This window comes from Domibacillus robiginosus, from assembly GCF_000966195.1.
Lineage (GTDB): Bacteria > Bacillota > Bacilli > Bacillales > Domibacillaceae > Domibacillus > Domibacillus robiginosus.
The window spans coordinates 193,158-214,567 of sequence record NZ_LAHL01000009.1; the positions used below are offsets into that span (position 1 = coordinate 193,158).

At 44.6% G+C, this 21,410-nt stretch carries 22 protein-coding genes; 3 read left to right on the plus strand and 19 right to left on the minus strand.

What is annotated here, in order from left to right; translation table 11 throughout:
• Nucleotides 1-79 precede the first annotated feature (79 nt).
• Entirely contained in the window at nt 80-940 is an 861-nt protein-coding gene (locus tag VP97_RS06065; RefSeq protein ID WP_050180792.1) for a DUF1002 domain-containing protein, read from the plus strand.
• Nucleotides 941-973: 33 nt separating this feature from the next.
• Here VP97_RS06065 and VP97_RS06070 read toward each other — a convergent pair whose 3' ends face one another.
• From VP97_RS06070 to lpdA, 4 genes are read right to left on the minus strand one after another with little or no spacing between them, the layout of a single operon-like run.
• Entirely contained in the window at nt 974-2,209 is a 1,236-nt protein-coding gene (locus tag VP97_RS06070; protein ID WP_050180793.1) for a dihydrolipoamide acetyltransferase family protein, read from the minus strand.
• 20 nt (nt 2,210-2,229) lie between these two features.
• Complete coding sequence (locus VP97_RS06075) at nt 2,230-3,213, minus strand: alpha-ketoacid dehydrogenase subunit beta (protein ID WP_050180794.1); 984 nt, start codon at nt 3,211-3,213, stop codon at nt 2,230-2,232.
• On the minus strand, nt 3,213-4,220 hold the full coding sequence (locus VP97_RS06080; protein WP_050180795.1) for a thiamine pyrophosphate-dependent dehydrogenase E1 component subunit alpha: 1,008 nt from the start codon (nt 4,218-4,220) through the stop codon (nt 3,213-3,215). The genes VP97_RS06075 and VP97_RS06080 overlap by 1 nt, the downstream gene beginning before the upstream one ends.
• Before the next feature lie 14 nt (nt 4,221-4,234).
• Nucleotides 4,235-5,650 carry a dihydrolipoyl dehydrogenase gene (gene lpdA / locus VP97_RS06085; protein WP_050180796.1) on the minus strand — a complete coding sequence of 472 codons (1,416 nt, stop codon included), beginning with the start codon at nt 5,648-5,650 and terminating at the stop codon, nt 4,235-4,237.
• A gap of 168 nt (nt 5,651-5,818) precedes the next feature.
• Between lpdA and VP97_RS06090 the strand changes: the two genes are divergently transcribed.
• On the plus strand, nt 5,819-6,058 hold the full coding sequence (locus tag VP97_RS06090) for a DUF2627 domain-containing protein (protein ID WP_050180797.1): 240 nt from the start codon (nt 5,819-5,821) through the stop codon (nt 6,056-6,058).
• Nucleotides 6,059-6,182: 124 nt separating this feature from the next.
• Here the strand turns inward: VP97_RS06090 and VP97_RS06095 are convergent, their stop codons facing one another.
• Nucleotides 6,183-6,491, minus strand: coding sequence for a replication initiation and membrane attachment family protein (locus tag VP97_RS06095; protein WP_050180798.1), 309 nt, complete (start codon nt 6,489-6,491; stop codon nt 6,183-6,185).
• A gap of 602 nt (nt 6,492-7,093) precedes the next feature.
• Between VP97_RS06095 and VP97_RS06100 the strand changes: the two genes are divergently transcribed.
• Nucleotides 7,094-7,687: a restriction endonuclease gene (locus VP97_RS06100; RefSeq protein WP_050180799.1), complete on the plus strand. Its 594-nt coding sequence runs from the start codon at nt 7,094-7,096 to the stop codon at nt 7,685-7,687.
• Nucleotides 7,688-7,842: 155 nt separating this feature from the next.
• On the opposite strand, the gene VP97_RS06105 is transcribed toward VP97_RS06100, so the two are convergent.
• The 14 genes from VP97_RS06105 to accC form a co-directional block, all read right to left on the minus strand.
• Nucleotides 7,843-8,067 carry a hypothetical protein gene (locus tag VP97_RS06105; protein WP_050180800.1) on the minus strand — a complete coding sequence of 75 codons (225 nt, stop codon included), beginning with the start codon at nt 8,065-8,067 and terminating at the stop codon, nt 7,843-7,845.
• Nucleotides 8,068-8,453: 386 nt separating this feature from the next.
• On the minus strand, nt 8,454-9,230 hold the full coding sequence (gene spo0A, locus VP97_RS06110) for a sporulation transcription factor Spo0A (protein WP_050180801.1): 777 nt from the start codon (nt 9,228-9,230) through the stop codon (nt 8,454-8,456).
• Nucleotides 9,231-9,415: 185 nt separating this feature from the next.
• Nucleotides 9,416-10,501, minus strand: coding sequence for a SpoIVB peptidase (gene spoIVB / locus VP97_RS06115; protein WP_050180802.1), 1,086 nt, complete (start codon nt 10,499-10,501; stop codon nt 9,416-9,418).
• 89 nt (nt 10,502-10,590) lie between these two features.
• Nucleotides 10,591-12,282: a DNA repair protein RecN gene (gene recN / locus VP97_RS06120; protein ID WP_050180803.1), complete on the minus strand. Its 1,692-nt coding sequence runs from the start codon at nt 12,280-12,282 to the stop codon at nt 10,591-10,593.
• Nucleotides 12,283-12,299: 17 nt separating this feature from the next.
• Nucleotides 12,300-12,749 carry a transcriptional regulator AhrC/ArgR gene (ahrC, locus tag VP97_RS06125; protein WP_050180996.1) on the minus strand — a complete coding sequence of 150 codons (450 nt, stop codon included), beginning with the start codon at nt 12,747-12,749 and terminating at the stop codon, nt 12,300-12,302.
• A gap of 136 nt (nt 12,750-12,885) precedes the next feature.
• Nucleotides 12,886-13,713, minus strand: coding sequence for a TlyA family RNA methyltransferase (locus tag VP97_RS06130; RefSeq protein WP_050180804.1), 828 nt, complete (start codon nt 13,711-13,713; stop codon nt 12,886-12,888).
• A 2-nt stretch (nt 13,714-13,715) separates the two neighbouring features.
• Nucleotides 13,716-15,611, minus strand: coding sequence for a 1-deoxy-D-xylulose-5-phosphate synthase (gene dxs, locus VP97_RS06135; RefSeq protein WP_050180805.1), 1,896 nt, complete (start codon nt 15,609-15,611; stop codon nt 13,716-13,718).
• A 93-nt stretch (nt 15,612-15,704) separates the two neighbouring features.
• Nucleotides 15,705-16,586, minus strand: coding sequence for a polyprenyl synthetase family protein (locus tag VP97_RS06140; protein ID WP_050180806.1), 882 nt, complete (start codon nt 16,584-16,586; stop codon nt 15,705-15,707).
• Nucleotides 16,583-16,813 carry an exodeoxyribonuclease VII small subunit gene (xseB, locus tag VP97_RS06145; protein WP_050180807.1) on the minus strand — a complete coding sequence of 77 codons (231 nt, stop codon included), beginning with the start codon at nt 16,811-16,813 and terminating at the stop codon, nt 16,583-16,585. The genes VP97_RS06140 and xseB overlap by 4 nt, the downstream gene beginning before the upstream one ends.
• Nucleotides 16,803-18,158: an exodeoxyribonuclease VII large subunit gene (xseA, locus tag VP97_RS06150; RefSeq protein ID WP_050180808.1), complete on the minus strand. Its 1,356-nt coding sequence runs from the start codon at nt 18,156-18,158 to the stop codon at nt 16,803-16,805. The genes xseB and xseA overlap by 11 nt, the downstream gene beginning before the upstream one ends.
• Before the next feature lie 87 nt (nt 18,159-18,245).
• A complete protein-coding gene (gene folD / locus VP97_RS06155) occupies nt 18,246-19,100 on the minus strand; it encodes a bifunctional methylenetetrahydrofolate dehydrogenase/methenyltetrahydrofolate cyclohydrolase FolD (RefSeq protein ID WP_050180809.1) in 855 nt (284 codons plus the stop codon).
• A gap of 14 nt (nt 19,101-19,114) precedes the next feature.
• Nucleotides 19,115-19,507, minus strand: coding sequence for a transcription antitermination factor NusB (gene nusB, locus VP97_RS06160; protein ID WP_050180810.1), 393 nt, complete (start codon nt 19,505-19,507; stop codon nt 19,115-19,117).
• A 102-nt stretch (nt 19,508-19,609) separates the two neighbouring features.
• Nucleotides 19,610-20,029: an Asp23/Gls24 family envelope stress response protein gene (locus VP97_RS06165; protein WP_050180811.1), complete on the minus strand. Its 420-nt coding sequence runs from the start codon at nt 20,027-20,029 to the stop codon at nt 19,610-19,612.
• A 16-nt stretch (nt 20,030-20,045) separates the two neighbouring features.
• A complete protein-coding gene (gene accC / locus VP97_RS06170) occupies nt 20,046-21,404 on the minus strand; it encodes an acetyl-CoA carboxylase biotin carboxylase subunit (RefSeq protein ID WP_050180812.1) in 1,359 nt (452 codons plus the stop codon).
• Nucleotides 21,405-21,410: the final 6 nt, after the last annotated feature.

A 21,410-nucleotide genomic window follows, 5' to 3' on the forward strand; every position in this document is an offset into this window, starting at 1 on the left:
AAAACGTGAAAAAATTTGGACTGCATGCTATTCTATTACTAGCTCCATGGAGCCAATTTTAACATTCAGGAGAGAGAATATGAGAAAACTAATAAGCTTGCTTGGAGTGGCCATTTTGGGCTTTGGTACAGTCGTTTCTGCAGATAGTACGCCTGGTGATACGCTGGTGACACTTGGCGAGAATTTGACACCTGCCCAAAAAGAGCAGCTGCTTGAAGAAATGGGTGTTTCCGCAGACGTTCAAAAGATTGCCGTATCCAATGCAGAAGAACACCAATATTTGGGCGACTACATTCCAAAAGCCCAAATTGGTACAAAAGCGATTTCATCAAGTAAAATTACCACAACGGAATCTGGTTCCGGATTAAATGTAGAAACAAAAAATATTTCATGGGTATCCAAGGAAATGTATACAAATGCCCTATCGACGGCGAGTGTAAAGGACGCTGATATTTACATTACAGCACCGTTTGAAGTGTCTGGCACAGCTGCCCTAACTGGAATTATTAAAGCCTATGAGGTTACAACTGGTGAAAAAATTCCTGAAGAACAAAAGCAAGTTGCCAATGAAGAAATGGTGACAACTGCTAAGCTCGGCGATGAAATCGGCCAGGAAGACGCTACCCAGCTCATTGAGCGTATTAAAGAGGAAGTAGCCGCTCAAAACCCAGAGACGCTTCAGGAAATTAAAGTGATTGTAAACAATATTTCTAATGAATTAAACATTACACTGACTGATGCACAAGTGGACCAGTTGGCTGGTTTATTTGAGAAAATGAAGGATTTAAATATAAACTGGGACCAAGTAAACGCCCAAATCGATAAAGCGAAAGAACAATGGGACAGCTTTAAAAACTCAGAAGAAGGACAAGGCTTTTTACAATCGATCATCGATTTTCTTCAATCAATCGTCGACAGCATTGCCGGCTTGTTCAAATAAAAAACAGCTTCTCCATTTTGGAGAAGCTGTTTTTTAGTAAATCGGCATTGTATCTTCTGAAGCGGCTTCTAGCAGTTCTTTTACACGCTGCATAAATCGTCCACATACGAGTCCATCAAGCACACGATGATCAAGTGACAGGCACAGATTGACCATATCCCGTACTGCAATCATGCCGTCAATAATGACCGGGCGTTTCACAATGGATTCCACCTGTAAAATTGCTGCCTGCGGATAATTGATAATGCCCATTGACTGCACTGAACCAAAGGAGCCTGTGTTGTTTACCGTAAAGGTTCCTCCACTGACATCCTCTGTTGTAAGCGTGCCGTTACGCGCTTTTTTCGCCAGGTTATTCACATCTCTTGCAATGCCTTTGACTGATTTTTCATCCGCATGCTTGACAACCGGCACAAACAGTTTGTCTTCCGCTGCAACCGCGATTGAGATATTAATATCCCTTTTGCGTACAATATGGTCACCCGCCCACATGGCGTTTATTTCTGGAAACTCTTTTAACGCACGCGCTACAGCTTTAACAAAAAATGCGAAATACGTAAGATTGTATCCTTCTGCTTCCCTGAATGACGTTTTGATCGAATCACGATAGTGCACCAGCTGGGTAACGTCTACTTCTACCATCATCCAGGCATGCGGTACTTCCTGCTTTGTTTTTACCATGTTGGCCGCAACGGTTTGTTTAATGCCATCAATTGGCACAATCGTATCACCTTTTTGCGGTTCAATCGCTTTTTTACCTTGTGTCGCGACTGTCACAGGAGCTGTACGGTCCGCTGTCTGCACTTGATGGTTTGCACCAGCGTCGATTACTGCCTGCACATCTTTACGCGTAATGCGGCCGCCTTTCCCGCTTCCTTTTATACCTTTTAAATCGATATTGTAAAGCTGCGAAAGTTTCAATACAGCCGGCGAATACCGGCCGCTTTGGTCAGCGCCTGATAAAATGGCTTTATTAGTCTTTACAGCTGTTTCTACTTTCTCTTGTTTGTCCGGCGCTTTTACAGCTGCCTCTGTTTCGATCGTACAGATCACTTCGCCAACAGCCATTTTTTCATCTTCTTTTGCTCTGATTTCGTTAATGACTCCGGCAAAAGAAGACGGAATATCAGCTGTTACTTTGTCGGTCAGCACTTCAGCGATCGGATCGTATTTATTCACATAATCTCCCGGTGCAACGAGCCATTTGGTAATGGTTCCTTCTGTTACACTTTCGCCGAGCTTAGGCATTTTCATTTCTTCAATTGCCATGCTGCGCCTCCTCTTTTTTATTAAAATTCAGCGAGATCACGCATTGCTTTCTCTACTTTTTGGGGATTAACTAAAAAGTGCTTTTCTAAAGGTGCTGCATAGGGCGTTGCCGGTACTTCCGGCCCTGCCAGACGTTCAATGGGCGCATCTAGATCAAACAAACAATGCTCGGCGATAATGGCGGCTACCTCGCTGATTACACTGCCTTCTTTGTTGTCTTCTGTGATCAACAGCACTTTTCCTGTTTTAGACGCGGATTGAATAATCGTTTCTTGATCAAGCGGATAAACCGTCCGAAGATCAACTACTTCTGCGCTGATCCCTTCTCCTGCTAATTTTTCAGCGGCCTGCAGAGCATAATGAACACAAAGACCATACGTGATTACCGTAATGTCTTCTCCTTTACGCTTTACATCCGCTTTGCCGATAGGGAGTACATAATCATCGTCCGGTACTTCTCCTTTGATGGAGCGATATGCTTTTTTATGCTCAAAGAACAATACGGGATCTTCATCGCGAATAGCCGCTTTTAGGAGTCCTTTTGCATCATATGGTGTAGAGGGGATCACAATTTTCAGACCCGGCTGGTTCGCAAAAATGGCTTCTACTGACTGGGAGTGATAAAGCCCTCCCTGAATACCGGCTCCATATGGCGCACGAACGACAACCGGGCAATGCCAGTCGTTGTTTGAACGGTACCGGATGCGCGCTGCTTCAGAGATGATTTGGTTTACAGCCGGCATAATAAAATCGGCAAACTGCATTTCAGCAATTGGGCGTTTCCCAACCATGGCTGCCCCAATCGCTACACCGGCAATCGCTGATTCTGCAAGAGGTGTATCAAGCACCCGGTCTTCTCCAAACTGCTCATAAAGGCCGGCAGTCGCTTTGAAAACACCGCCTTTTTTGCCGACGTCTTCACCGAGGATAAATACATTCGGATCGCGTTCCATTTCTTCGCGCATGGCCATGGTCACTGCTTCGATATACGAAATAACAGCCATTATTTTCCTCCCTCGCTTTCTTCTTCGGCGTAAACAAATTGAAGAACCGATTCTGGGCTTGCAAAAGGAGCTTCTTCCGCATACTCCGTTGCATCGTTAATCACCGAAGCAATTTCTTTTTCAAGCTGCTCTTCACGCTCATCTGTGAGGAGACCGGCTTCTTTTACGTATAGCCGGAAAGAGTGAAGCGGATCTTCTTTTTTCGCACCCTCTACTTCTTCTGCTGTCCGGTACGAACGATCATCATCATCAGATGTGTGCGGCGTCAGACGATATGTGAGTGTTTCGATTAACGTCGGCCCTTCACCGCGCCGCGCACGGTCAGCGGCTTCTTTTACGCACTTGTACACTTCGATCGGATCATTTCCGTCAATTGTATAGCCCGGCATCCCGTACCCTGCTGCCCGGTCCGATACACGGGCTGCAATTTGCTTATTTAACGGTACAGAAATCGCATATTGATTGTTTTCACACATAAAAATAACCGGCAGCTTATGCACGCCCGCAAAGTTTGCTCCTTCATGAAAATCACCCTGGTTGGAGGAACCCTCTCCAAAAGTCACAAATGCTACCGTCGATTTCCGGTCCATTTTCGCCGCAAGCGCAATGCCGACAGCGTGAGGAACCTGAGTGGTCACCGGAGACGATCCTGTTACAATACGGTTTTTCCGCTGTCCAAAGTGCCCGGGCAGCTGGCGCCCTCCCGAGTTTGGATCTTCGGCTTTTGCAAACGCAGAAAGCATTAATTCACGCACCGTCATGCCAAAAGCAAGCACAACGCCGTAGTCACGGTAATAGGGTAATATGTAGTCTTCTTTTCTGTTTAGCGCGTAAGCAGCGCCGACCTGCGCTGCTTCCTGGCCCTGTCCGGATACAACAAATGGGATTTTTCCTGACCGGTTTAAAAGCCACATTCTTTCATCCAAACGACGTGTAAGAAGCATTGTTTCATACATGCTGATGACGTCTTGATCAGTTAATCCTGCTTGTTTATGTTTAGATTTCATTTTCTTCGCTCCTTTCAAAAGTGAATCGCTTTGCCGTCCAGCATTAAAGCGGCCTCGCCCATCGCTTCTGATAAAGAAGGATGCGGGTGAATCGCTTTGCCAAGCTCCCAGCCGGATGCATCAAGCAGCTGAGCCAGTGCAGCTTCTGAGATAAGCTCTGTTGCATGAGGTCCAATTACATGAACTCCTAGTATATCATCCGTTTTCGCATCTGCCACTACTTTTACGAATCCTTCTGTTTCACCGTACACAAGAGCTTTTCCATTCGCTTGAAACGGAAATGTACCTGTTTTTACTTCTATTCTTTTAAGAGCAGCCTGCTCTTCCGTCATGCCAATACTGGCCGCTTCTGGATGTGAATAAATACAGCGTGGAACAGCGGTGTAGTCAACGGGGTCTACTGCTTTTCCTGCCATATGTTCAACAGCTGTAATGCCTTCATAGGAAGCGACATGTGCAAGCTGCAATCCACCTATCACATCACCCACGGCATAGATGTGTGATTCACCAGTCTGCATCCATTCATTCACTTGAATTACACCATTTTCAACTTTAATTTCTGTATTTTCAAGACCAAGCTGTTCAGTGTTCGCTGTACGCCCGGCAGCAACAAGGATTTTCTCTGCTGAAAAGGTCTCGCCTGCTTCTGTTTGAATTGAAGCGGTACCTGACTTCTTTTGAAGTGAATCTGCTTTGACTTTTGCGTTTACAACGATTTGAACGCCTCTTTTAGAAAGCTGACGCGCCATTTCGGCCGAAACCGCTTCGTCTTCAAGCGGCAAAATACGGTCACTGTATTCAAGAACCGTCACTTTACTGCCGAAATCTACAAGCATTGATGCCCATTCGATCCCAATTACACCGCCGCCTACAATCATAATGGATGTGGGAATCTGTTTCATCTCAAGTGCTTCGTTTGAGGATAAAATCATATCGCCATCCGGCTCAAGACCTGGCAGGTGCTTTGGACGTGAACCTGTGGCAATCAACACATTTCGTGGTACGAGCATGGCATTTTCTGTCCCGTCATTCATTTCTACAGAAATCGTTCCAGCCATCGGTGAAAATAGAGATGGACCAAGCAGGCGTCCTGTCCCTTCATATACATCAATTTTGCCCCTTTTCAGAAGCGACTGTACGCCGTTATATAATATATGTACAATTTCTTCTTTTCTTTCCTGTACGCGTCCAAAATGAAGCATCGGGCTGCCAGCTTCTACACCGAATACAGCGGCTTCTTTTACGGTGCGCTGTACATCTGCACTTCTCAGCAGCGCTTTTGTTGGGATGCAGCCTTTATGCAGGCAGGTTCCTCCTACTTTTGCTCTTTCAACCAGCGCTGTTTTTAGTCCAAGCTGTGCCGCGCGAAGGGCTGCTGTGTAGCCTCCGGTTCCTCCACCTAAAATGACAAGATCGTATGTTGCTGCCATATGCTTTCGCTCCTTCTTTATAATTCCTTTATCATTGTATACGGTTTTCAAAACTATGTCATGTAATAAGAAAAATTTTATTTGTTTTTTTCATTCTATCACCTCTTCTTGACAAATAAAGCGTTTACGCTATGATGTGGGAAGAATAGTTTGAAAGAAGGGAAATAAATGATCCGGATTGTCGCGCTGCTTGTTCTGGTAATTCCTGGTTTTTTAGCTGGTGTCGGTATTAAATTGATGCGGGACATGCTTTTTGGCATTTTACAGCCGCCCTTTCCCGTTTTGTGGGTGCAATTTTTCGCCGGTTTACTTCTCTTTGTAGGCGGCCTCGGATTTGTGGCCGGATTTATCTTTAGACGGGATCGCAAACAAAACAAGGTACAGACGAAATTCCAGGCAAAAAAATAAAAGCAGTCCCTCTGCAAGGGATTGCTTATTGCTTACTAAAATCCTCTCTTTGTCCAAGTGTTAAGATTTATACAAAAGCAAGAAAAACTACACTCATAAAGAGTGCAGTTTTAATGGAGGACACTTACTTCTGTTCTTGAAAACAACCTTCCTGCTTCGCTAATTTGAACGCTTCTTCTGCTGTTTGAACACGGAGCCTGTTCCAGCGGGCGGCTATTTTATAAACGTCCTTATAATCTATTTGTTTACTCATTTTGCATTTTACACAGTACAAAAGAACGTTTTTTACTTCGTCGGGCAAGCGGTACAATCGCAGCTTTCCAATAGCTCGCAGGTCCGTTCCTACAACTTTTCCGCCAGATAGGTCTTGAAGCAATTGACTTGCGCTTACTTCTTTAACGTATTCTATTACTTTGCGTTCGTTTTCTGTCATTCGGCTGCATAACTCCTTTTGTGAAATACTGAAGGTTCTAACGGTCAGCGTCTGTTTTATTGGCAAATTGTTATTCAGCCAAACAAGCCGGAGCTGTTCCGTAAAATATTGCAGCCTTTTGATTAGGAGCGAATGGAGAGATAAGTAAGCGATGCTTCATGTCCTCCAATAAGCATTTGACAGCTTTGGTCATTTTTTATCCATCAAATCGGCTTGTACCTGTGTACCGGCTTGTTTGACGCTATCTGACCGAAAGCTCCATACACATCTATTTCCGTAATGGGCCCTTTTTAAACACATCTATGACATGAACGAATTCCGCTTATCTGCTTCTGTTTTCCATTATTATTTTTATATAATTATTATTTGAATTTTGCATATTGTGAAATGTTAATAAAAGTATCCCCTTAAAAAGGAAATGCTCAGACTGTAGACACCATGTATTTTTTTCTGCTTTTATCGCTTTTTTACAATAAAAAGGCCAGCGAATAAAAAAGTTCGCGCCCTTCTCTTGAATAACTGTTTTATTTTTATCTTTTTTGGATAGTTCTTTCTTTGCCCGTCAAAAATAAGGAATAAACAAGATAAAAGGAGCTGGGACGATGGCGGGAAAACGCAGTAAAGGGCTTGGAGTAAACAGCGATAAATTACTGATATATATGCTGTATGCCGTTGTTTTTATTGTCATCCTGCAGCACATCGAGGTGTTTATTGGCTATGCGATACTCGTCGCTCTTTTAGCGATACCATTCCTCTTGCTGCGCTGGTATACAAAAAGGGAGAAAAATCAGCAAGTACTTCAGGCAGGATTAAACGAAATTGACCGTATGGATAGCATTCAATTCGGACAATATGTGGGAGCCTTGTTTGAAAGCAAAGGGTATTCTGTCGAATACACCGCGAAATCAGCCGAGTACGGTGCGGATTTACTTTTACATAAAGGAGCCTACAGTATCGCAGTGCAGGCAACACAATACAATAGCCCGGTAGGTGTGAAGGCTGTACAGGAAGCCAGCAGCGGCAAAGAGTTCTATAAAGCGAATGAAGCCTGGGCTGTAACCAATCATACATTTACGAAGCATGCATGCAGCTATGCAGAAAAACTTGATGTAAAACTAATCGACCGCAATGATTTGATCCATTTTGCTTCTGAAACCAAAGTTATAGCCAAACCACAAGAAACCCGGCCAACATAACGACAAGAATTCGAGTTCACCGACACAAGGAGTGCTTCTCGTACAGATAAAAGGCGTCCTGTTCTTTCTTATGCTGGGAATTGAAAAGGTGCTATGTTTTCAAAACAGAAAAAAAGCACCTTTTCTATGGCGCCCAATGAGTGCAATTCATCCCTTTAACTTTTTAAAAGCGATGCTATAGCTGGATGTTCTTCTAATTGCTGCTGCCTTTGTTCCGGCTGTCCCCCTTTATATACCCAGCTATTATCTTCTTTTTCCCATGTTTCAAGGTAAATTTCATAAGGCTCATAAAGTTTGTTACTTTCTTTTCTGAAGCCGGCTTTTGCTGTTATTTTATCGTGAGAATCGTTTAATTTGGACCAGTATATCCTTTTCAGCATGACCCCTCGCCTCTTTTCGTTCCCAGTATTTTAGTGAGCTTTTTTCGAACCTCTGTTTATCCTAAATTTATGTTTTTATTTTGAACTAATACCCATCTGCCTTAAAACCAGCTTGATTTTTTTGCAAAGCCGCCTATCATCGATGAATACTAGTATATGAGGGAGAGTATTGAGATAAGCGAAAAGGGCTTTAACGATGTTTATTTTTCCTGCTTCATAATAGGAAAAACTGGTTTATGCCGATTTGAAAATTCATTTACATGAAACAAAAAAGCGCCCTCTTTTTAAAGTAGAGGTACGCTTACATAGCCAGGAAGCTGGCTTTATCTTTTATTTGCTCCAGCGGTTCATCTTTAAAATGATTTAAAGCCGCATCATTCTGGCTTTCAAGAAGCCATGTATTCGATACGAAGCTTATCCGCCACCATGGCGATGAATTCTGAATTGGTTGGCTTGGCTTTTGACACTGATACCGTGTACCCGAAAAGGGCAGCAATCGATTCCATATTGCCGCGGCTCCAGGCCACTTCAATTGCATGGCGGATCGCTCTTTCTACTCGGCTCGGTGTTGTGTTGTATTTCCGGGCAATTTCCGGATAAAGTACTTTTGTGATTGAGCCAAGCAGTTCAATGTCATTAAATACCATTGTAATTGCTTCGCGCAAATACAAATAGCCTTTGATGTGAGCTGGTACACCAATTTCATGAATAACAGCCGTAATACTGGCATCAATGTTTTTCTTTTGCTTTTTCGGTTCTTCTTTACGTTCCACATGGCGCATTGGCTGTTCTGCACCCGCTACCTGCCGGATCTGACTGATCAAGCTTTCCATATCAAACGGCTTGAGCATAAAATAGGAAGCCCCTAGATCAACCGCTTTTTTTGTGACATCTTCCTGGCCAAATGCAGTCAGCATAATAACATGGGGCTGCTTTTGGCCGCTTGTACGCAGGCGCTCCAGTACAGCCAGCCCATCCATATGCGGCATAATAATATCCAAAATTAACACGTCTGCTTCTGTTTCCGGCAGCATGCCGAGGCACTCCTGCCCATTAAATGCTGTTCCTGCAACTGTCATATCTTCCTGGCTTGTTATCACTTCTTCAAGCAGCTGTACAAGCTGCCGATTATCGTCCGCAATTGCTACTTTTATTTTACTCAAATCATTTCCTCCTCACTTCTCAATCCTTAAGGCGATGCTTCATCTATAAGGTTATTCTAAAGGTTTTTTCGACAAAGCGAAATGGATTCCTTTAAAAAATTCAAAATATTTATTTTACACCGTTTTTTGTCATTTTTCGACTTTATTCCCATAAAACTTCGTCAAAAAAAGAGCGCAATTGCGCTCTACAACACTCCAGCATCCTTTAACATCCAGTCAATATGAACACCATATCCAGAAAGAGGATCATTTACGAACACATGAGTGACAGCTCCTATAACCCGGCCATTTTGTAAAATCGGACTGCCGCTCATGCCTTGAACGATGCCCCCTGTTTTCTCAATAAGACGCGGATCGGTCATTTTAATAATCATTCCTTTGATGGCTGGCTTCGATTGCTCAACGGTACGCACAACCGAAATATCATATGTTTCAATTTTATTGTTCTTAGTTACAGTCCAAATTTGCGCCGGTCCTTCTTTGACTTCATCAGGATGTGCTGCCGGATACAGCTTTGTCGTCCTGTTTAATTCATGATCAAGTCGTCCAAACAAGCCAAATGGCGTATTAGAGGTAATGCTTCCCCATCTTTCTTCTGTTGGAATGTCAGCTGTTTTTTCCCCTGGTATACCCTCTGTCGCCCGTTTAATCCCTGTTACATGAGCAGGATAAAGTGTACCCTTAACCGGGGCAAACGGTTTACCTGACTGCATATCACTGATCACGTGGCCAAGTGCACCGAATTTTTTTGATTTTGGTTCATAAAAGGTAAGAGTCCCAATACCGGCTGTTTTATTTTTAATGTATAAACCCAGCTTGGAAGTGTTTGTTCCTTCATCTTGAATTGGTTTTACTGAAAGATGTAACGTTTTTTTCCCACGCAGTACCGTGAGCTTTAAGGAGGTTTTTCCATTAGCCGCTTTTTGCACATACGGCCGAATGGCTTGAGGTTCTGTTACTTTGTGGCCGTTCACATGTGTAATGACATCACCAGGCAGAAGACCGGCCTCTTCCCCTGGAGAAATGCGATCTGTATCCGTTTGAATAAAATGGAAGCCAACGACGTAAAGCCCTTTTGTTTCAAGCTGTACACCAACTGACTGTCCGCCGGGCACAACAAATACACGTTCACGCTTTTCCTGTGCTTCTAAAAATCCCGCTGATTGCAGCAGTTCTTTTTCTGTTTGCTCTGCCTGGGTAACGGACCCGTTTGCTGTCCAAAATGTAAATAAAAGCAAAAATGAAAAAAGACCCCGACTTACTACCGCCATCCCGCTCCCTCCTTTTCATCCTGCCTTGTTACTTTGTCCGGAGGGAGGTGTTCTTATAACGGTAATTAGGGGGCTAGATGGATGGCTTTTCAAACAGCCGACTGTTTTAATTTTGCAGACAGAGCGAGCAGCTCTCTTGCATGTTTTTTTGTTAAATCTGTCATCTCTACACCAGAAATCATACGACCGATTTCAGATGCCTTTTCTTCTTCATCAAGAGGTGTCACAGAGGTGCTCGTCCGTTCTCCCTGCAAGTTTTTCTGAATATATAAATGCGTATCAGCCATGGCAGCCACCTGCGGCAAGTGTGAAATGCACAGCACCTGTGAGTGAATGGCAATTTTATAAATTTTTTCTCCGATGGCCTGAGCCACCCGGCCGCTTACACCTGTATCTACTTCATCAAAAATAATGGACGTAATACCCTGATGTCTTGAAAAAATGGTTTTCATGGCCAGCATGACCCGTGACATTTCACCACCAGATGCAATTTTCACGAGCGGCTTTAATGGCTCTCCTGGATTGGTGGTCATGTAAAATTCTACCTGATCGATCCCATCCTTTTTAAATTGCCCTGATTCATCCTGTACGTATACCTTGAAAACGGTTTTTTCCATATATAGCTCTTTTAATTCTCGATGAATGGCTTCCTCGAGCTCGGCAGCTGCTTTTTGGCGAAGAGCAGACAGTTTTTCCCCCTCTGTTCTCAACAAGTGCTCCACTTCTTCCCGTTCATTCTGCAGACGGTTTACATGCGTATCACGGTGGGTAAGCTGATCGATTTCTTTTGCAATCGATTCCCCATACTGCAGGATTTCATCAATGCTGCTTCCATATTTGCGTTTCAGCTGGTTAATTTCATTTAAACGGCTTTGAATTTCATTTAACCGCTCCGGGTTAAATTCAAGCGTATCAAGCAGCGAACTAACGTCGCGTACGGTATCCTCAAGTGCATAAAAACTGTTGGCGGCAGATTCATGAAGAGATTTGTAATCATCATGAATCTCGGCGGCAGACTCTAATCCGTTTACTCCTACTCCGAGCCAATCCAGCGCTCTGCCTTCACCTGACAAAGCGTTATAGGCAGCAGACAGCGCCTCGTACAATTTTTCAAAATTCGCCAGCTGCTGACGCTCTGCTTCCAGCTTTTCTTCTTCTCCAGACACGAGCGCTGCTTTTTCAATTTCGTTCAGTTGAAATTGAATCAAATCCAGACGATGTGCCAAATGCTGGTCATTTTCGCTTAAACGGCGAATTTCTGCTTGCAGATGTGCATACCTCTCATAAATCTCACCGTATTGTGCCCGTGCGTTTAAAATGGAAGCTCCGCCGAAATCATCCAACAGCCGAATATGACGTCCAGCATTCATCAATTCTTGGTGCTCGTGCTGTCCATGAATATCCATAAGCCGGGCGCCAATTTCACGCAGAATAGACAATGTCACCATTTTTCCATTTACCCGGCAGACGCTTTTACCGGCTGCTAAAATTTCCCGCCGTAAAATGATGGTTTCTTCATCCACATCAATGCCGAACTCCCGGCAGACGTGTGCGCATGGATGGTCACCATGAATGGTGAACATTCCTTCAATTTCTGCTTTTTTTTCGCCATGACGAACAAATTCGCCCGAACCTCTTCCACCGGTTAAAAGCTGAAGAGCATCAATGATAATCGATTTACCCGCTCCCGTTTCACCGGTAAGCACAGTCAATCCTCTTTCAAAAGAGAGTGCAAGCGAATCAATGATGGCAAAATGGCGAATTGATAATTCCTGAAGCAAAGTCGGTCACATCCTTATTAAAGCATTTCTAAAAAGCGGGCCGAGATCGTTTCTGTATGCTCGGGCGCGCGGCAAATAAGCAGGCATGTATCGTCACCGCATATAGTTCCCATGATTTCTTCCCAGTCTAAATTGTCAATAAGCGCCCCGACTGCCTGCGCATTACCTGGCAATGTTTTCATTACCACAAAGTGACCGGCTGAGTCGATGCTGACAAAGCAGTCGACAAGAGACCGTTTTAATTTTTGCAGTGGATTAAAGCGCTGGTCCGCAGGTAGACTGTATTTATAACGGCCATCCATCAGCGGTACCTTTACAAGATGAAGCTCTTTAATATCTCGTGATATGGTTGCCTGCGTTACATTATATCCTGCTTCGCGCAGCAAATCGACAAGCTCGTCCTGTGTTTCAATTTCATTATTGGCAATTACTTCTCTAATTTTTATATGGCGTTGTCCTTTATTCATCATCGTTCACCTCATAATGTATAATTATACTTCTTTATACATTATCATACTGTATAAGCATTAAAAAGTATAGAAAAAGCGGCACGTTTCCATGAGACACTTACGGAATCGGCCGCTTTGTATAAAGCTGAATGTGTTAGCCCTTTTGCTTGAATTCTTCGTGTGCGGCTTCAACTGCCCGTTCAGGTGTAATCGGGAGTTTGATTTCTCCCTCCCCATCCTTGCCTGTCCAGCGTATATGCAGTAAAAATTCAATATTGCCATCGCCGCCTGTAATCGGTGAATGCGATAAGTTAATGACATCGTATCCAAGCGTGGAAGCCAGCTGCACTGTTCTTTCAATGACTGCCTGGTGTACTTTTCGATCACGAACGATTCCTTTTTTGCCGACTTCTTCCCGTCCTGCTTCAAATTGAGGCTTCACAAGAGCCATCACATCTGCTCCTGGCACAAGCAGGGTTTTTAACACCGGCAAAATAAGGGACAGTGAGATAAATGACACATCAATCACAGCAAAGTCCGGCATTCCCCGCTCTAATTCCGCAGGTGTCACATAACGAAAGTTTGTCCGCTCCATGACGACTACACGCTCATCCTGACGAAGCTTCCAGGCTAATTGATTGTATCCTACATCAAGTGCGTAAGACATTTTCGCCCCATTTTGAAGAGCACAGTCGGTAAATCCGCCTGTTGATGCACCAATATCAATGAGCGTTTTACCTTCAACCGTCAAATCAAATACCTGCAGTGCTTTTTCCAGCTTTAATCCGCCCCGGCTCACATAAGGCATCGTTTTTCCTTTTATCTCAAGCGGCGCATCAACCGAAATTTTTTCTCCTGGTTTATCGATGCGCTCTTCATTAGAATAAACAATTCCCGCCATTACAGCCCGTTTTGCTTTTTCCCTTGTTTCAAACAATCCTTTTTCTACAAGCAATACATCGATTCTTTCTTTTTTTGCCATGTTTATGCACGTTCCTCTTGCTTTTCCCGAACAAAAGCAGCTACTTTGCGAACCGCTTCCTCTGTCGTTAAATTGATGTCCTCAAGCAGCTTTGTTACACTTCCATGCTCGATAAACTGGTCCGGAATTCCCATTCGGTCAATCACCGCACCATGGCGCCCTGTGTCATGTGCGTACTCAAGGACCGCACTGCCGAATCCGCCTTCAAGAACAGCTTCTTCAATCGTTAATACAGGCATTTGCTGTTCAAATAATTGATCGAGCATTCCATAATCAAGCGGTTTAATAAACCGTGCATTCACTACTTTTACACTTACCCCGCGGGCTTCAAGCTCCTCAGCTGCTTCGAGTGCCATCGGAATGGTTGTCCCAAATGTTAAAATAGCGGCGTCACTGCCGTCTCTTAACACTTCCCAGGAACCAATCGGAATCGTTGCAAGCTCCGGATCGATTTCCACACCAAGTCCATTGCCGCGTGGAAATCTCATAGCGATTGGACCTTTATCGTATTGAATCGCTGTGTTTACCATGTGACGGCCTTCGTTCTCATCTTTCGGCATCATCAGCACCATATTTGGTAGGTTGCGGAGAAAAGCAATATCAAATACTCCCTGATGAGTTTCACCATCTGCTCCTACAAGACCTGAACGGTCAATTCCAATAAATACATTTAAATTAGGCCGGCAAATATCATGAACCACCTGATCGTAGGCACGCTGCAGGAAGGTGGAATAAATCGCTAGAAACGGCTTCATCCCTTGTGTAGCAAGGCCGGCTGCAACTGTTGCCGCATGCTGTTCAGCAATTCCAACATCAAACATGCGGTCTGGAAACTCACTCGCAAAGCCGAGCAATTTAGAGCCGACTGGCATGGCCGGTGTGATCGCGACAATACGTTCGTCTGTACGGGCAATTTCGCGTACTGTTTCACTAACAACTGCACTCCAGGCTGGCGCTTTATCGCCTGCTTTAATCATATCACCGGTATCCATTTTGTATGGTCCGGTACCATGCCAGGAACCAACCGTATCCGTTTCGGCCGGCTTGTACCCTTTTCCTTTTTTCGTGATCACATGAACAAGCACGGGTCCTTCTGTCCGCTTTGCCTGCTCTAAACTTTTAATTAAGTCATCAAAATTATGCCCATCAATGGGTCCCAGATACGTAAATCCAAATTCTTCAAAAAACATACCGGGTACAACCATATACTTTAAGCTGTCTTTCAAGCGCTCAGCTGTTGAGGCTACTTTTCCGCCCACTGCTGGAATTCGTTTTAAAAGCCCTTCCAGCTCATCTTTTAATTTGTTGTATTTTCCGCCTGTTCTCATGCGGCCAAGCATATTGTGCATCGCTCCGACATTTGGCGCGATGGACATTTCATTATCATTTAAAATCACAATCATATTTGTTTTTTCATGGCCAATGTGATTCAGCGCCTCAAGTGCCATGCCGCCTGTTAGGGCGCCATCTCCGATAATGGGTACGATATGATCGTTGGATTTTTTTAAATCGCGGGCTATCGCCATGCCTGTCGCTGCAGACAGCGACGTTGAGCTGTGGCCCGTTTCCCATACATCATGCTCACTTTCATTCATTTTGGGGAATCCGCACAGCCCTTTGTATTGCCGTAATGTATCAAACTGACCGGCACGGCCGGTTAAAATTTTATGCACATAGGACTGATGTCCAACATCAAACAAAAATTTATCTTTTGGGCTTGTAAAACAATGATGAAGGGCAACAGTTAATTCAACAACACCAAGGTTTGGACCAATATGTCCACCTGTTACTGATAGTTTTTGAATAAGAAATTTACGGATTTCTGCACTTAGCTGCTCCATTTCATGCACATTCATTTTTTTCACAAAAGATGGGTCTTTAATGGATAATAGATCCAAGTGGATCAGCTCACTTTCCTGACTGTTTCAGTTTTGGTTAAAATGTACCGCTATTATAGCACACGCTCAGTGGCGCTAACAATTTTCGGCATTTTACGACGTGCGCTTCGCAATCAAATCCGCGAATGCTTCTAAAAGAGGGGCTGGTCTTTTTAATGAGGCTAGGGCAGATTGTGCTTCCTGTAGCTCTTCCTCCAATTTCTTTTTAGCTCCTGCCATTGTCAGCAGAGATGGATACGTGCTTTTTTCATTTGACTCGTCGCTGCCGACAGGCTTGCCAATTTCTTCTTCAGTGCCTTCAATATCCAAAATATCGTCCCGGATCTGAAAAGCAAGGCCGATATGGCGGGCATAAGTCTCAAGCAGCGCTTTTTCCATTTCGTCCGCCCCGCCGATCAATGCGCCGGCCATTACACTGAAAGCAAGCAGACGGCCCGTTTTATGATGGTGAATATATTCAAGTTCTCCGAGAGAGAGCTTTTTTTGTTCACCTTCCATATCTGCTACCTGTCCGCCGACCATTCCCGTCGGTCCTGCCGCAAATGACAGCATTCGAATCAGCTCGACTGCCTGCTCAGGCGAATAAACCGGTGAGCGGGCGATCACTTCAAATGCATACGTTAAAAGCGCGTCTCCTGCTAAAATAGCCGTTGCTTCCCCGAACACCTTATGATTTGTCGGCTTCCCGCGACGAAGATCATCATTATCCATCGCAGGCAGATCATCGTGAATAAGCGAATACGTATGAATCATTTCTAGGGCACAGGCAACATCAAGACCGGCTTCCGCTTCTCTGCCGTACGTTTCAAGCGCCGCGAAAAGAAGCATCGGCCGGATTCGTTTACCACCCGCCTGGAGTGAATAAGCCATTGCTTCTTTGAGTGAATCCGGCACCTGCAGGTCGTTCACAAGCTTCATCATATATGATTCAAAAAGCGGCTGCTTTTCTTCCATGTACTTTTTTATATTCGTCATGCATCTTCACCATCCAGTAAAAACGGCTGCTCGCCATCGTTTGTCACGAGTTTGGCCAATTCTGTTTCCGCTTTTTTCAGCTTGCTGTGGCACAGAGCAGACAATTCCATTCCCCGCTTGTATTCCTCGAGGGCTTCTTCAAGCGGCACATCTCCTTCTTCAAGACGGGCCGTTATTTTTTCAAGCTGCTCCATTGCTTCTTCAAAGCTGATATCCTCACGTTTCATCTTTCTTCCCCCCAATTGAATCAACCTGTGCATAAATGGCACCATCTGTCATTTGCACATGGATTCGGTCTCCTTTTTGTACGTCTTCAACTGATTTAATTAATGTTTCGTTTTCACTGTATACGAGGCTGTACCCTCTTTCCATCACTTTTAGCGGACTGAGCGCTTCGAGCATGGAAAGATGCCGTCCAAACACTGATTTTTTGTTGTTCACAATGGATTGAGTAAGTCGTCCCAGACCCTTTTTTAATTTCTCAAGCTGTGCCGTCTCCAGCGCGATACGCGGACCCGGACCTGTTCTCATTAAACGAAATGAAGCATGCTGCACGGTTGTTTTTTTCCGATCAATGAGCGCACCTGTACTGCGGATCAATTGTTCATGCAGCCGGTCTGCCCGCTCAAACTGCTGCCGGTAGAGTGCTTCTGGATTCCGCATCACGTATGAATTTAGAACAGCTTGATGACGGTTTCTTGAAGATCGGACGGTTTCCGAAGCTGCCCGCATCAAACGGTTTTCTTTGGCTTTAATCCGCTCTGATACTTCTTCCACATGGGGAACCGCCATTTCAGCCGCAGCTGTTGGTGTTGGGGCACGCAGATCAGCAGCAAAGTCAGCAATCGTAAAGTCTGTTTCATGGCCTACCGCGGAAATAACCGGAATGTTTGACGAGCGAATCGCCCGGGCAACCGCTTCTTCATTAAAGGCCCAGAGCTCTTCTATAGAGCCCCCGCCGCGGCCGGCAATCACGACGTCAGCCCGGCCGTCTTTGTTTACTTTTTGAAGCTGTCTTACAATCGATTCGGTTGCACGTTCCCCCTGAACAAGTGCAGGATAAATAAGTATTTCCGCTGATGGGTAGCGTCGGTTAATAGTTGTTAAAATATCCCGAATGGCTGCGCCGGTAGGAGAGGTAACGACCGCAATCACGGATGGATACGCCGGAATTCGACGTTTTACCTCCGGCCGGAAAAGCCCTTCCTGCTCCAATTTTTTCTTTAACTGCTCAAAAGCCGCAAACAAATTGCCCGCGCCTTCCTGCCGCATCGTTTTCACGTACAGCTGATATTGTCCACTCGATTCATAAACAGTGGCGTCACCTGTTAAAATCACTTCCATGCCATTTTCCGGACGAAACGCTATATTTCTTGCTGATGCGGCAAACATCACAGCCATAATGCGCGCACTGTCGTCTTTTAATGTAAAGTATAAATGCCCGCTTGAATGATGCTTTACGTTGGAAAGCTCACCTTTGACAGACACATTTTTCAAATGCGGATCTGCATCGAATTTTCGTTTTATGTATTTGGTTAACGCTTTAACAGTTAAATGCCGTCCTGGTTCCATTTCTGACCACCTTTTTCTTCCCATTAAAAAACTGTCTTTCCGATTATAACACGATCGAAAAGACAGTTTCATTCATCTGCTTTGAATTTATTTTGCTGCGAATACTTTAGCAGATTTTACCGTATTGTAAAGAAGCATCGTGATCGTCATCGGACCCACTCCGCCCGGTACCGGTGTGATAGCGCCTGCTGTTTCTTTTGCGCTATTAAAATCCACATCACCGCACAGCTTGCCCTCTGCATTACGGTTAATGCCCACATCAATCACAACAGCGCCCGGCTTCAGGTGGTCCGCTGTCACATAGTTTGGAATGCCAACAGCTGCAATAACAACATCCGCCTGGCGGGTAATCGCTGCTAGATCTTTTGTGCGCGAATGACAAATGGTTACTGTGGCATTATGCATCAATGAAAGAAGAGCAGCCGGCTTACCGACAATATTGCTTCGTCCAATCACAACAACGTGTTTGCCTTCAAGTGAAATATTTTCTTTTTCAAGCATCTTTATGATGCCATATGGTGTACACGAATAAAATGAATCTTTCCCGATCACCATTTTACCGACATTTACCGGATGAAAGCCGTCTACGTCTTTTTCTGGTGAAATCGCATCAATCACTTTGTCTTCAGAAATGTGTTTTGGGAGCGGCAACTGTACAAGTATACCATGAATATTTTTATCACGGTTTAGCTCTTCTACTTTTTCCAAAAGCGCTTCTTCCGTAAAATCAGCTGGAAAACGATGCACTTCTGAATAAATGCCGATTTCTTTGCTGCTTTTTTCTTTGCTGTTTACATACGTGTGAGAAGCCGGATCATCTCCGACAATCACGACTGCAAGACCAGGTGTTGTACCTGATGCTTTCAGCGCATCGATTTCTTCTTTTAATTCTGCACGAATGTTCTTTGCAATTGCTTTTCCGTCAATAATAGCTGCTGCCATAAAATACCCCTCACTTAGTCCATGGATTGATTAATTTTTGATAACACGCCGTTAATAAATTTTCCGGCCCGCTCATCACTAAAATACTTCGCTAATTCAATTGCTTCATTCACGGCTACCTTGGCTGGAACATCGTCTGAATATTGCATTTCATACACAGCGAGACGCAAAATATTCCGGTCAACTTTTGCCAGACGGTCAAACGACCATTTTTCTAAATTGCTTTTAATGATTGTGTCGATCTCCTCGCGGTGCTGCTCTACTCCGGTGACAATTTCACGCAAATAGCTGCTGTCGCTGTCACTTTCTTCTAATACGTTTGCCACTGCTTCCGATGACTCCGCTCCACTTAAATCCATTTGATAAAGAGCCTGGATGCCCTTTTCCCGTGCCGTACGTCTGTTCATTCGATTGCTCCTTTGTATTTAATGCCTTTTTGATCATAGCATAAAAAAGCGCTGTGGAAAACATACGAAAAACGCTCCGGCAATGCCAGAGCGCTTCTTCGTTTATACTTCGTCCTGATATTCAGGTTCCGGCTGTTTCGTTTCAAATTGTATCCCAACAATATGAATATTAACCTCGTCTGCTTCAAGTGCCGTCATGTTAAGAAGCGTCTGGCGGATTCCTTCCTGCATTAACTGGGCAACACGGGGAATCGACACGCCGAACTTTACCACACAATACACATCAACCTTGATGCCATCCTCGGTTAATTCAACTCGGACACCCTTGCCGTGATTTTTCTTGCCCAGCCGCTCCACTACACCTGAGGCAAAGCTTCCGCGCATTTTTTCAACGCCGTCCACTTCTGAAGCAGCGATTCCGGCAATCACTTCAATAACTTCAGGAGCAATTTCAATACGGCCGTGGCCGCCCTCTCCATTGCTCATTTCGAGTACTTGATTTACAGATTGTTGTTCTGACATTCTAAGCACCTCCGAATTAGGATTGACTTTTCATTACATCATATGTTTCAAGGAATTTCGTATTGAAGTCCCCGCCCACAAATACCTCATGCTCAAGCAGCTTCTGATGAAACGGAATCGTTGTATAAACCCCTTCTACAACAAACTCCGAAAGCGCTCGTTTCATCCGGGCAATGGCTTCTTCCCGTGTTTTGCCATGAACAATTAACTTTGCCACCATTGAATCATAAAAAGGTGGAATCATATAGCCCGGATACACAGCAGAATCAATCCGTACACCAAACCCACCTGGCGGAAGATATCCTTCTACTCTTCCCGCAGATGGCATAAAATTCTTTTCTGGATTTTCTGCATTAATCCGGCATTCAATTGCCCAGCCGTCAAATGTTACATCTTCCTGTGAAAGCGACAGCACTTCACCGGAAGCGACCCGAATTTGCTCCTTAATTAAATCAACGCCCGTAACCATTTCTGTGACAGGATGTTCTACTTGAATACGAGTATTCATTTCCATGAAATAAAATGTGCCAACGTGGGCATCATAAATAAATTCTACCGTGCCTGCCCCTGTGTAATCAACTGCCCGGGCTGCTTTAACCGCTGCTTCACCCATTTGGGCTCTTGTTTCTTCGTCCAAAGCCGGGGATGGTGTTTCTTCGAGCAGCTTTTGCATACGGCGCTGAATCGTGCAATCACGCTCACCTAAATGAATCACGTTTCCATGCGTATCAGCCAGCACCTGAATTTCAACATGGCGGAAATCCTCGATAAATTTCTCTAAATACACACCTGGATTTCCGAAAGCTGTCGCTGCTTCCTGCTGTGTCATATGGATACCTTTTTCCAGTTCCACTTCGTCACGGGCTACACGGATCCCTTTTCCGCCTCCGCCGGCTGTCGCCTTGATAATCACCGGATATCCGATTTCAGCAGCAACCGTTAGTCCCTCTTCAATATCTTTAATGATCCCGTCTGAACCCGGAACAATCGGCACTCCTGCTTCTTCCATTGTATCACGTGCTACGTCTTTTGTTCCCATTTGCGTAATCGCTTCTGGCGAGGGACCGATAAAGGTAATGTTCAATTCACGGCACAATTCTGCGAAGCTCGCGTTTTCCGCTAAAAAGCCGTAACCGGGATGGATCGCATCGGATGCTGTTAACTTCGCTACACTGACGATATTTGTAAAGTTCAGGTAGCTGTCTTTTGAAGCAGTTGGACCAATGCAGTACGCTTCGTCTGCCAGTTGTACGTGCAGCGCTTCACGGTCTGCTTCTGAGTAGACGGCTACTGTGTCAATTCCCAGTTCTCTGCAGGCCCGAATAATTCGGACCGCAATTTCTCCGCGATTGGCAATCAATACTTTTTTTATCATTGCAAC

Excerpts from the sequence above, each read along its gene's own strand:
- VP97_RS06090 (WP_050180797.1), top strand. The coding sequence starts at position 5,819 with ATGATCCGGATTGTCGCGCTGCTTGTTCTGGTAATTCCTGGTTTTTTA.
- ahrC (WP_050180996.1), bottom strand. The coding sequence starts at position 12,749 with ATGAATAAAGGACAACGCCATATAAAAATTAGAGAAGTAATTGCCAAT.
- VP97_RS06165 (WP_050180811.1), bottom strand. The coding sequence starts at position 20,029 with ATGTCAGAACAACAATCTGTAAATCAAGTACTCGAAATGAGCAATGGA.
- VP97_RS06075 (WP_050180794.1), bottom strand. The coding sequence starts at position 3,213 with ATGGCTGTTATTTCGTATATCGAAGCAGTGACCATGGCCATGCGCGAA.
- VP97_RS06095 (WP_050180798.1), bottom strand. The coding sequence starts at position 6,491 with ATGACAGAAAACGAACGCAAAGTAATAGAATACGTTAAAGAAGTAAGC.
- VP97_RS06065 (WP_050180792.1), top strand. The coding sequence starts at position 80 with ATGAGAAAACTAATAAGCTTGCTTGGAGTGGCCATTTTGGGCTTTGGT.
- folD (WP_050180809.1), bottom strand. The coding sequence starts at position 19,100 with ATGGCAGCAGCTATTATTGACGGAAAAGCAATTGCAAAGAACATTCGT.
- VP97_RS06140 (WP_050180806.1), bottom strand. The coding sequence starts at position 16,586 with ATGACGAATATAAAAAAGTACATGGAAGAAAAGCAGCCGCTTTTTGAA.
- xseB (WP_050180807.1), bottom strand. The coding sequence starts at position 16,813 with ATGAAACGTGAGGATATCAGCTTTGAAGAAGCAATGGAGCAGCTTGAA.
- nusB (WP_050180810.1), bottom strand. The coding sequence starts at position 19,507 with ATGAACAGACGTACGGCACGGGAAAAGGGCATCCAGGCTCTTTATCAA.
- VP97_RS06100 (WP_050180799.1), top strand. The coding sequence starts at position 7,094 with ATGGCGGGAAAACGCAGTAAAGGGCTTGGAGTAAACAGCGATAAATTA.
- accC (WP_050180812.1), bottom strand. The coding sequence starts at position 21,404 with ATGATAAAAAAAGTATTGATTGCCAATCGCGGAGAAATTGCGGTCCGA.
- VP97_RS06070 (WP_050180793.1), bottom strand. The coding sequence starts at position 2,209 with ATGGCAATTGAAGAAATGAAAATGCCTAAGCTCGGCGAAAGTGTAACA.
- VP97_RS06130 (WP_050180804.1), bottom strand. The coding sequence starts at position 13,713 with ATGGCAAAAAAAGAAAGAATCGATGTATTGCTTGTAGAAAAAGGATTG.
- VP97_RS06080 (WP_050180795.1), bottom strand. The coding sequence starts at position 4,220 with ATGAAATCTAAACATAAACAAGCAGGATTAACTGATCAAGACGTCATC.
- xseA (WP_050180808.1), bottom strand. The coding sequence starts at position 18,158 with ATGGAACCAGGACGGCATTTAACTGTTAAAGCGTTAACCAAATACATA.
- spoIVB (WP_050180802.1), bottom strand. The coding sequence starts at position 10,501 with ATGGCGGTAGTAAGTCGGGGTCTTTTTTCATTTTTGCTTTTATTTACA.
- lpdA (WP_050180796.1), bottom strand. The coding sequence starts at position 5,650 with ATGGCAGCAACATACGATCTTGTCATTTTAGGTGGAGGAACCGGAGGC.
- VP97_RS06105 (WP_050180800.1), bottom strand. The coding sequence starts at position 8,067 with ATGCTGAAAAGGATATACTGGTCCAAATTAAACGATTCTCACGATAAA.